The sequence below is a fragment of the Prevotella sp. KH2C16 genome, assembly GCF_900113305.1.
GTDB lineage: Bacteria > Bacteroidota > Bacteroidia > Bacteroidales > Bacteroidaceae > Prevotella.
The window spans coordinates 125,768-137,631 of sequence record NZ_FOOW01000001.1; the positions used below are offsets into that span (position 1 = coordinate 125,768).

Consider the following 11,864-nt stretch of genomic DNA (forward strand, 5'->3'; position numbering starts at 1 on the left):
AATTCCTTCTTCCGTTTCGCCCGATTGGCCAGCAGACGATTATTTTCTCCAGAGATGCGTCATGTCTTCCAGCGTCTTGCCCTTCGTCTCGGGGACGAGTCTCCACACGAAGAGAGCGGCCACGACGCAGATGCAACCATACAGACCATAGGTAAACCAGTGGCCGAAATCGTCGCCCGGAGCCAAGTGCATATTGAACATCGGCACGAAAGTGGAGCTCACGATGAAGTTGAAAATCCACTGGAAGGCCACGGCGATGGCCACGGCGGCACCCCGGATGGTGTTCGGGAATATCTCGGCGATGAGCACCCAGGTGATGGGCCCCCACGAGAACATGAAGCTCGCGCTGTAGACCATGATGGAAATCATGCACACCATGGACAGCGCGGGGTTGCCGAAAGTGAGCGCCACGCCGAAGGCACCGATAGCCATGCCGATGGAACCCCAGATGAGCAGCGGCTTGCGACCCAGCTTCTCCACCGTGAAAATGGCAATGAGCGTAAAGGTAAGGTTGATTACTCCCATCAGCACCGTCTGCACCATGGGGTTGTCCATGCCCATGTCGCCGAAGATGCGAGGCGCATAATAGAGCACAGCGTTGATGCCGATGGCCTGCTGGAAGACGCTCAGCATGATGCCGATGAAGATGCACATGAAGCCGTAGGAGAACAGCCGCTCGGTCTTCACGCTGATGGTCTCCTTGATTTCGGCAAGGATTTCCCGTGCCACGGCCGTCCCGTTGATGCGGGAAAGGATGCTGAGTGCCTTCTCGTCCTGGCCACTCATCACGAGGTAACGAGGCGTCTCGGGCACGAAACAGATGAGGATGGCAAACAATCCGGCGGGCACCATCTCGCTTCCGAACATATAGCGCCACCCCGTGGAGACGGTCCAGGGGTCGCTGCCAGGCATCACCTGCGCCACGCCCTGTCCTATCGACTCGATGACAGGATTGGTGTGCTCGCCTAAGATGAGGAAGTTGACGAAGTAGACGATGAGCTGACCGCCGATAATGGCAAACTGGTTCCAGCTCACCAGCATGCCGCGGATGTTGGAGGGAGCCACCTCGCCGATATACATCGGGCAGATGGCCGACGCCATGCCGACACCGATGCCACCGAGAACACGATAGAGATTGAAGACCAGAAGCAACCGGAAACTGGCCTCGCCCTCGGGCAGCACATAGCTTTCAGGCGTCATGGAGCCCCATGCGGAGAAGAAGAAACACAGACCGGCGAAGACGAGCGACCGCTTGCGACCGAACTTTCCGGCGAAGAGACCCGACAAGGCACTCCCGATGATGCAGCCGATGAGGGCACTCGAAGAGGTAAATCCATGCATGAACTCTGAATACTGGAAGTCCTTGGCGCCCAGAAAGAAGGCCTGGAGCCCCTTCTCCGCTCCCGAGATAACGGCCGTGTCATAGCCGAAGAGCAAGCCTCCGAGCACGGCGACCAGCACGATAGAAAACAAGTAGGCTCTGCTACCGTTCTGTGTTTGTTCCATATAATTGGTTTGTTTAAGTTTATAATCGTTAGGTTCTGATGTCCTTACAGACGATGCAAAGATAACAAAAAACGATAAAAAACAAAAAGGAATTCCGGAAATAAAAACCAAAAAGAGGGCAAAGAGACATCCTTTTGCCCGGCTATGGATTGTTTCCAACTTTCCGGAAACGCTATTCTCGGCTGATGAAAGCCGCCATTACGAAATGTGGGAAGGGCTAAGAGCATTGGTGCAAGCGGTTTAAAGGATTGTCGCAAGCCGCTGAAACATGTTGTTTCAGTCATTGAAACACGGTGTTTCAGCCGTTGAAACAATTTGTTTCAACTACTGAAACTATTTCGGAAGGGCACTACTATTTCTCCTGAATATTACGATTGCGATCGAAAGAGGCCACATCCACGGCAAGCGGGAGCAACGGACGGCAGACAGCGAGAAGGCGAAGAGATCGGCCTTGCGCCACATCCCTTCGCCTTCTGCATCATCGGGTTCCTCACCGAAGACACTCCTTTACCGCCTCTTGGCTTTCCCCGCAGCCTTCTGCAGCGTCTTCGAGAATGAGTAAGGCGCACTTCCCGGTGCCGTTCCGCGCAACTTGTCGGGTGTGGCGGAGAGGCTGTAGCGGATGTCGGCACCCTTTACGAGGTCGGCATGCGTGAGGAAGTTCTTGTCATAGGAAGCCCCGTCGACGGTCATCGAGTGGATGTATCGGTTAGCTTCCGACAAGTTCTCCGCGTCAAGATTCACCTTTCGGCCGTTCTCGAGATGGAGAGTTACATGGCGGAAATAGGGCGTTCCGAGCACATACTCGTTGCTGCCCGGGCACACGGGATAGAACCCCATGGCCGAGAACACATACCAAGCCGAGGTCTGGCCGTTGTCTTCGTCGCCGCAATAGCCGTCGGGCATGGCGCTGTAGAGCCTGTCCATCACCTCCCGAATCCAGTATTGCGCCTTCCAGGGCTGGCCGCTGTAGTCATAGAGATATATCATGTGCTGGATGGGCTGGTTGCCGTGGGCGTAGTTGCCCATGTTCATGATCTGCATCTCGCGTATCTCGTGGATGACCCCGCCATAATAGCTGTCGTCGAAGACTGGGGGCACCACGAAGACGGAGTCCATCATGCGATTGAAGGTCTCGTTGCCTCCCATGAGATCGATGAGCCCCTGCGGGTCGTGGAACACGCACCATGTCCAGTGCCAGCTGTTGCCCTCGGTGAAGGCATCGCCCCACTTGTAGGGACTGAACGGGCTCTGGAACTTGCCGTTCTTCAGGCGGCCCCGCATCATGTTGACGCTCTTGTCGAACACATTCCGATAGTTCAGGGCACGCCGGGCGAAGGGTTTTAGCTCTTTGGCCGACTTGCCGAGCGCCTTTCCGAACTCGTAGATGCACCAGTCGTCGTAGGCATACTCGAGGGTGCGGGCCACATTCTCCTTGATGTTCACATCATAGGGCACATAGCCGAGCTTGTTGTAATAGTCCACGCCGGCACGCCCCGTGGACATAATCTGCGGATGGGCGGCATTGGCCCCGTGGACCACGGCCTCCCAGAGAGTCTCTATGTCGGCCTTGCTGCGCACTCCCTTCAGGTAGGCATCGGCCACCACGGAGGCCGAGTTGTTGCCTACCATGCAGTCGCGATGTCCCGGCGAGGCCCACTCCGGGAGGAATCCGCTCTCACGGTAAGCGTTGGCAAGCCCGTTCTGCATCTTCTCCCCCATGGAGGGATAGACCAGGTTCACGAGCGGGAAGAGGCTCCGGAAGGTATCCCAGAAGCCTGTATCGGTGAACATATAGCCCGGAAGCACCTGGCCGTTGTAAGGGCTGTAGTGCACGGTCTGCCCCCCCGCGGTAACCTCATAGAAGCTGCGCGGGAAGAGCACGGCACGATACAGGCAGCTGTAGAAGGTGCGCAGGTGGTCGATGTTGTCGTCTTTCACCTCGATGCGACCCAGCGTCTCGTTCCAGCGTTGCCGCCCACGGTCCTTCACCTCGTCGAAAGTCAGGGAGCCCAGCTCCGTCAGGTTCTGCTCTGCCTGCTCGTAGCTGATGAACGAAGAGGCCACGCGCACATGCACCTGCTCGCCCCTCCGGGTCTTGAATCCTACGATTCCGCCGGCATGCTCGTTACCCGTTTCCAGACTGCGGCGGTTGATGACGCTGTCGTTGACGGTGGCCGTATAGGTAAACGGCTTGTCGAAGACCAGTACGAAGTAGTTCTTGAAGTTGTCGGGCACGCCTCCGTGGTTGAAGGTCGTGTACCCGATGATCTTGTTTTCCTCGGGAATGATCTTCACATAGGAGCCGTGATGGTAGGCGTCGAGCACGAGATAGGAATGCTCGCTCTCGGGATAGGTAATCCGGAAGATGGCCGCACGGTCGGTGGGAGCCACCTCGGTAACCACATCATAGTCGGCCAGATAGACCTTATAATAATAAGGTGTGGCCACTTCTGCCTTGTGCGAGAACCAACTCTCGCGCCTATCCTCGTCGAAGACAGGCGCCCCCGTCTCCGGCATCAGCGAGAACACGCCGTAGTCGTTGATCCAGGGACTCGGCTGATGGGTCTGCTTGAAACCTCTTATCTTGTTGGCCGAGTAGGTGTATTGCCAGCCGTCGCCGTTCTTTCCGGTCTGCGGAACCCAGAAGTTCATGCCCCAGGGCATGGCAATGGCGGGATAGGTATTGCCCGTGGACAGGGCAAACTTGGAGTCTGAACCTACCAACGTGCTCACATAGTCGACAGGGTCGGTGGCTGCTCCTGCACCCAACGCGAGGAACAGCAGCGATGCTGCTAATATTCTTTTCATATTTATCGGTTATTTACTCTTTGCCAATTCGCGGTCCATGAGCACCTTCATCCAGTAACCGCCGACCACGGAGCGAGCCTTGAAGCCCACCCACTGGCCGCTGGTGGTATAACTCCAGTCGCTCAAGGGAACGCGTGAGGAAGTCTCGTTGATATAGTTATATACAGGTTCCATGAACTTGAGGAAGTCCTTGTTGTCCTTTGTCATGGCAGCCACCCACATCACCCAGTCGGTCTTGGTGTAGTCCTTGCGGTTGTCAAGGGGCACTCCGTAGCGGTTCTGCTGCTTCAGATAGAAGGGGAGCTCGCGCTTCATGACGCTGCCGGGGAACACCTTCGTGCCCCACAGCTTATCCCACACCATGTTGTATTTCAGGCTCCAGGTGTTGTCGCGGTCGAACGCCAGCCGGTAATGATCGCCCTCGCGAGCGTCTTTTTCCCATTTCGAAGCCATCTCCCGGGCCTTGGCAAGATATTTGTCATAGGCTTTCAGGTCGCCCCTTAGCCTGCACATCCCAGCGTATCCCACAACTCCCATGATGGCTTTCACGGAGAGATTGCAGTTGTGCGCCCAATGACCCGCAAAGTCGTCGGTGCAGAGCTGGTTGGTAGGATCCTGCCCGTTCTCGACGAGATAGTCGGCCCAAGTGGTAATGACATCCCAGTAAGGGTCTACATATCGGGTGCTGCCCTCCAGGCGGCAGAGCTCGGCAGCGAGAATAATCATGTTGCCGCTCTCCTCCAAAGGCATGTCGCCGCCATAGACCTGACCGTTGGCAATGGGATAGGTTCCGAGGTCGTGAGCGGCGAAAGGCTTGTTCCAGCGGCCGCTTTTCGAATACTCGAAGATGCTCGTCATCATTCCCTTCAGCAAGTCTGGATTATAGAGCAGGAAGAGCGGAGCCGAGGGATAGGTCAGATCCACAGTGTTCACGCAGCCGTTGGAGTTGTTCTCCTTGCAGAAATAGAGCAGGTTTCCCGCCTTGTCCATGAAGAGCTTGTGGGCTGCCAGCACCTGACGGTAACAGCCGGAGAGTATCTCGGCATAGTGGGCGTTGCCAGCCTTCAGCCCGTCGTCATAGATTCGCTTGTCAAGAGCCTTGGCCTTGGCCATAATATCTGCATACTGCGTTCGGAACTTATCGAACGCATCGAAGATGGAAACCTTGCCCCCATGCGTCCAGTAGGCCTTATAACGCTCGAACATATATTCCATGTCATAGACCTCGTCGTAGCCCACCATCGTATAGCTCGCTGCCCGGGCGGTCGTTCCGAAGTCGTGCTCATAGGCCAGTATCGGCATCGTAGAGGCCTTGTAGTTGCGAATCAGGCGACTCCCGACGGCCTGCGCAGAGCCCGAGATTAGAAGATTTCTGATTTCCGACTGGCTGCCCAGCGTGAGTTTGCCATTCAGACCGCAGAGATAGAAATACCCCCAGTCGCAGGAAATGTTGTCCCCGGCCTTGGCAAGATAGGGTTGCTCTATGGTTCCCGTCTTGAGATACTCCACTCCATGCTCCGTGATAAGACTGCTCTCGGTGGGCTGGTCGTTCTTGTTGAGCACCATTTGCGGCGTCGTTGTGATAAAGAGCTGAGCCTGATGAGCCTTTCCGTCGTTAGACCGAACCTGATAGGAAATGTAGTTAATGGGGGTGGAAACCATGTCGAGGTCGTCTATGAGCATCGGGGCCGTGAACACGAGGTCAAGGTCCAAGCCGCCGCAACGGAAGGTGTAGTAAGTACTCGTGGCCATAACATCACATCCCAACTGACGAGCTTTTTGCTCTTGATACCCCTTAGGGGCAATATCCTTCGCGAAGCCTACATCCGCCATGGCACCTCCCTTGCCGTTATGGCAATGGAAAGCGATCATGTTCCCGCCCTCTTTGAGAAGTGATTTCTGCTGTTCACTAAGCCTCTTGCTCACCCCCATACCGTAGTGAGAAGACGACTTTGCAAGCAGTTTGCCGTTGGCGTAGACCTCCATGTCATCGTCGAAAGAGAGTATGAGATAGAGTTCTTCCCTCAAGTCTTCCTCCTTGAAGTTAACGACACGGCGAACCCAGATGTCGGAATCATAGTCTTTCCAGAGGGTGCGCACCCCGGTATTGCCCTCGCTGCCAAAGGCTCCCTTCCCTTCTTTCCAACCCTGGGCATTGAAATCCACGGCAGTCCAGTTGTCCGCCGGCCTCTCACGAGTGTAAAGCGCATCATAATCTTCCTCGTCTCCGGCGGGAACGAGCGTCTCAAGAATCTCCCGAGGCTCCCCGCCCATGAAGCGATAGTTTACCCCGTCTACACGCAGGATTCCATTCAACGGCTTCTTATAGCGTGCCCAGTGCTGCGTGAAACCGTCGTAAAGATGATCGAACGGCGACCAGATAGACAGGTAAGGGTCGTTCATGAGTATCGGATTCGAGGGTAGGCGCAGCGCCGATTCCCTATAAGGCTCAAAGAAATCGTCATTCTGAGCATTCGCCGTGAAGGCAAGCGTCAGGCCAATCAGTAAGGTTGCAAGTTTCTTCATCATATCAATTATGGATAAATTATTAAAGTTCTCTCTTATTTCAAGACAAATTTCAGCAACTTGCCTTTTGTAAGTTCATCGTGAGAAATACGATATTTGCCAAGCTTCTTGCCCCCAAGCGTCATGCTCTGGATGAGATGCGAGTCTTTCGCCGGATGCACCGCCTCGATGACAATGTCGCCCTCTGGATAATAACGCTTGTCAAGATGCAGGGTAACTCGGTCGAAGACAGGAGCCGTGAGCGAATAGTAAGGACTGCCTGGGCAGTCGGGATAGAAGCCCATCATGGTGAAGAGAGCCCATGTCGACATCGTTCCGCAGTCGTCGTTGCCGGGAATGCCGTCGGGCTTGTCGGTAAAGTTTTTCATCAGTTGTCTGTAGGTTTGCTCCTGCGTGCGCCATTCCTCGCCCTTAAAGTAATTGAAAAGATAAGGATAGGCTATGTCGGGCTCGTTGGCAGGGTCATAAAAGCCTTTGTCAAAAACCATCTGAAGTTTGTCCACAAAAGCCTTGCCGCCACCCATTAGCTTTGCCAGACCCGGGATATCGTGCGGTACATAGAAGGTGTAGTTCCATGCGGAGCCTTCATGGAAGCCAGGCGCATTGCTGAAGTCAGCACCGTCTTCCGGATTGAAAGGCGAGAGCCAGGAGCCGTCGGCCTTCTTCGGACGGAGCGTTCCATCGGCCTTGGAGTAATAATTCTTGTAGCCCAAGCTGCGCTTCAGAAAAAGCCTTGCATCGCCCCTATGCCCCAATGCCGAGGCGAGATTTGACAAAGCGTGGTCGGCAATATAGTATTCCAGCGCATGGGAGACGCTGTTATCGCCGGAGTTATCCTGTGCATAAGCCCCCATAGGAACATAGCCTTTCTGGATATAGCCGTCGATATCAGGGCGCATCAGGTTGTCCTTGCCGGGCAAGGTGGCACTCTTGCGGAATGCCTCATAGGCCGTTTTAATATCGAAATCGCGCAATCCTTTCAGGTAAGTGTCTGTAATGACGGGAATGGCAGGGTCGCCCTCCATCGTCCAGGTCTCCCTCCCATAAAGCTCCCACTTGGGCATCCAACCCCATTCCTTGTACATTTCAATCATGGAGCGGACCATGTCAAGCTGCCGTTCGGGATAGAGCAAGGTCTCCAACTGATGCACATTGCGATAAGTATCCCACAGGGAATAGACCGTATAGCGGTTACCCGAGTTAACGCCGTTTGTCGCACTCTCCATCTTAGGATACTCGCCGTTGACATCCTGGAGTACATTGGGATGAATCTGACTATGGTAAAGGGCCGTATAGAATATCTTTTTCTGAGCCTCGCTACCCCCTTCGACAGTAACCACACTCAAGGTTTTCTCCCACTCCTGACGGGCTTCCGCGCACACCTTGTCGAAGTTGAAGCCCTGTTGTTCCTTCTCCAGATTCTCCCGGGCATTGGCCGTAGAGACAAAGCTGACGCCTATCTGTACCTCCAACTGCTCGCCTTCCTCGGCATCGTAGCTGAAATAATAGCCAATCTCGTTACCGGCAAGTTCCCGGCCATAGTTCTTATAGAGCTTGTATTTGCCGTTGTCGTGGTCCCACTCGGCAGCCACGCCGGCAAGTTTAGGCTGCTTCTTCCAGAACCCGGCTTCCTTGGGAGCCTTGTTGACACGCATCACGAAGTACATGGGAAACACAGCCTGCGAGTTATAGCAGAAAGTACCCACCAGACGAGTTCCCTCTATCTCTGTCAACGAGACACGCTTGATGGAACCGCCCACCTCATTGGTAAGTCCGTTACCAACATTCATCAGCAGATGCGCTTCTCCTTTCCGGAAAGTGAAGCGCTCAATGCTGGAGCGCATAGCGGCCGTAACCTCACAGCGGATGCCATACTTCGTAAGCTCATTGCTGTAATATCCCGGCGAAGCCTTCTCGTTCTTATACTCAGAACCATAGTTGTGATAGTCGACATCCAACTTACCACTTGTAGGCATCAACAGGAGCGTTCCCAACTCCGGGCACCCCACTCCGCTCAAGGTTACATGGGCAAATCCCGTGAAATACTTGTTCTCATAGAGATAGGGCGTTGACCACCAACGGGAATCCTTATCGTAGACATTCAAATCTGAGCCCATTACATTGAACGGCACGACCGACATCATGGAATGCGGGCGGATAGCCCCGGGAGTACAAACGCTGAAATTAGTGGTCCCGATGAAAGGGTCTACATAATCGACAACGCTTTTCTGGGCACTCGCACTAAATGTGCATGAAAGGAAAACTGCCGACAGTAAGGATTGCTTAAGTTTCATGATTCAGGATTTTGTAATTTGCTACAAATTTACAATAAATTTCCAAGAACGCAAAACGAGAGGATAAAAATAAGGACAGAAACCAGCAAGTATAAGAAAAGCCGGAATCCGCCTCATATATACAGAGGTGTCAGATTTATTTGATTATAATCCTGCGAGCCGTGCCATCGGCATACCTCACGATATTAAGTCCCCTCTGCAAGGTCCTCCTCTTCGTGCCATTAATGGAATAGACGGCCACAATGGCCTGAGAAACATTCACCATAGGAGTCTCGATTCCTGTGGTTACAGGGACATAGGCCAGGGCAAGTATTGCCGGATGGCCCTTTTCCGAGCCTCGTGTGAACCTGACGCTCTCAATAGTCTTGTTCGCATCCGTGGGGACACTCTGTTCTATTATTTGAAAATTGGCATTACCCTGAAGTTCACCGGCATCCACATTCGCCCATCCCACATGCGTCGTGGCCATCCTATGAAGATGATTCACGATGGCATGGCTGTCGGCCGTGTCCCAATTGTTAAAGTGTATGCTGCCGATACCGGTAGTACCGTCGGTGTAATTAACGGTTACAGATACCGTATTATCCCCGTCGGCACTTAAGCCTGCAAAATAGAGACAAGAGCTCTGCACGGGAGAAGAAAACAGCAAAATTCCTTCGTTAACGGCACATTCATTGCTTGCATCAGCTCCCTTGAGGACAAGGGCGTTGTTTATCGTAGCCGTCTTTGAGACATTCAATTTGTAGCTGGCATGCGGGCTCGCCAGATTCCCCTCTTCATCACAAACATATCCGTCGGAAAGACTGCTGCTTGCCCCTTTGGCATAATAGACGAAGCCTGCCGTGTCGAAGCCCATGTTCCTTGCCTCGGCATCGTGTGTGGTCGTATTCATGATATTCGAAACATCCTCACAGATTACATCACAATTAAAACCGCTCTTAATATCAGCGGGGAGTGCCGTAGATGGCTGGTCGCCCTGCCCGCCAGTATCGCCGCCATCAGGATTGGAACCAAGCCATCCCGCATCAACAAAGGACAGACGGGTCTTGACATAGTCATGGAGGGCTTCCTTTTGGGCAGCCAGGTTCTCGAAATGATTACTCCATGCCTGATTGTCGCGGTCAGCAGCCCCATTTGCAGTAAGCACCGTTTGCAAGGAATCGAGCTTAGCGGTGATGAAAGCCTCGGAATAATTGCCCATACGAACCTCTGCCCAGCGCCTCTTCAGTTGCTTGACATAAGCCTCATCGTTCATCAACTTATACCAGAAAAACGGGATAAGCTGATTATCCCTGACATACATCACATCGTTGGCCGTATAGCGCCAGATGCCATCAGCCTCCGGTGAATAGTAGCCCTCGTTGCCATAGGCGATGTTAAAGTCCCAGAGAGCAGTCTTCCACTTTGCGTTATCGCCGAGCTTAGCGGCATGGGAGTCGCTGTATTTATAAAGTGGCGAGCTCAGGCGATACCCGTCGATGTTGTTGGAAACCTCGACGGCAATCTCCTGATCGATAAACGACGGCACATCAATATACTGCCGATATCCGGTAGCCTGATCCTTGTAATTGACAGAGGAAAATGCATCTTCCATGGCGTTGATGGCATCCTGTATGGCTTTTTCCGTACCTGCAGGAAGCTCTGCGAAGTCCTCATATTCCGGTTCCTTATACTGATAAGTGATCTTCCTGCCGTAGATTTCCGTCCCGTCGCTCTTCGCGGGAGGATATTTCGACTGGTAGTAGTGATCTTCGTCGTCGCGGTCTATCTCCACATGAAAGTCTCCCGACATATCCTCAGGCGTTACATCATTCAGATTCAGGCGACCGGAGCCCTTGGTGGCACGCTCCGACATGATATAAATGCCATAGTAGATGCCGTCGACGATTACCTCACAATACTTCATGTGAGGCGCAAAGGTATGGCTCCCACGAGCCATGGCCATCGTGAGAACATCGCGCATATAGCTCTTGTCTTGCCAAGGTGCCAAGAGTGCCCAGTCATTGTCCTTCTCCATGCCCATGATCTTCACCTTTTCTTTTTTTGCATCCACACCGTTGGCGACAACATCGCTCGCCTTCAGCGGACGGATGGAGAAAGGTTTCTTCCTTGAGTTGTAGAACGACGAATTGCCGCGATACTTGATGGAGACATATCCTTCGTAATCCACTTTTTGGCCGGTGTGGACCAGCGTATCACGATAGTTGTGCCCGTCGCCATTATCTATGATTTTCATCGTTGCTAGTGTCTTGCTGTCGCGACGGATGGTCTGTCCTTTCACATTGATGAACACAAGGGGAAGATTCGTCTGCGTAAAGGTTACCTTCTTAGCAGGGGCGAAGTTGTCAGAAGCCCACTCGCGGCCATCCCACTGCGCAAAAGAAGACATAGCGGCGAGACACCCCGCAAAGGTAAGGAGTAGATGTCTAAGCATAGGCTTTATTCAAATTTTGTCCGATCTCAATCATATAACATTTCGGAATATAAAAAACCACCCTTCTTTTCAGGAAATTCCGCGAAAAGGGAAGTAAAGGTCTGAAATACCCCAAGTCTGTTCCTTGGATTTTTTTATCCTACAAAAATAGAGATTTTTTCCCTTTCCGGCAAGCATTCCTACAGAAAATTGAGAAAGAGGTGAAAATCAGCCTTTTACATTACAGCTAAAAACCCAAAAGTAAAAGGCGGCCTTTTACGCTCCTTTTAGCCGTTAGAAGCTCTCCTTTTAGC

The 11,864-nt window shown here is 53.1% G+C and carries 6 protein-coding genes; all 6 read right to left on the reverse strand.

The genetic code is table 11. The features are described 5' to 3' along the window. Window positions 1–39: 39 nt before the first annotated feature. The gene (gene xylE, locus BM114_RS00515; protein WP_092109013.1) at window positions 40–1,506 is read right to left on the reverse strand and encodes a D-xylose transporter XylE; all 1,467 of its coding nucleotides are present in this window, start codon (window positions 1,504–1,506) and stop codon (window positions 40–42) included. 44 nt (window positions 1,507–1,550) lie between these two features. Continuing rightward, window positions 1,551–1,790: a hypothetical protein gene (locus BM114_RS14220; protein ID WP_177207007.1), complete on the reverse strand. Its 240-nt coding sequence runs from the start codon at window positions 1,788–1,790 to the stop codon at window positions 1,551–1,553. 223 nt (window positions 1,791–2,013) lie between these two features. Next, window positions 2,014–4,317, reverse strand: coding sequence for a GH92 family glycosyl hydrolase (locus BM114_RS00520; protein WP_092109016.1), 2,304 nt, complete (start codon window positions 4,315–4,317; stop codon window positions 2,014–2,016). Window positions 4,318–4,326: 9 nt separating this feature from the next. After that, complete coding sequence (locus BM114_RS00525) at window positions 4,327–6,843, reverse strand: glutaminase family protein (RefSeq protein ID WP_092109708.1); 2,517 nt, start codon at window positions 6,841–6,843, stop codon at window positions 4,327–4,329. A gap of 35 nt (window positions 6,844–6,878) precedes the next feature. Continuing rightward, complete coding sequence (locus tag BM114_RS00530) at window positions 6,879–9,137, reverse strand: GH92 family glycosyl hydrolase (RefSeq protein WP_092109020.1); 2,259 nt, start codon at window positions 9,135–9,137, stop codon at window positions 6,879–6,881. A 136-nt stretch (window positions 9,138–9,273) separates the two neighbouring features. After that, window positions 9,274–11,571, reverse strand: a complete 2,298-nt coding sequence (locus tag BM114_RS00535) for a CotH kinase family protein (RefSeq protein WP_092109025.1) — start codon at window positions 11,569–11,571, stop codon at window positions 9,274–9,276. Window positions 11,572–11,864 lie beyond the last annotated feature (293 nt).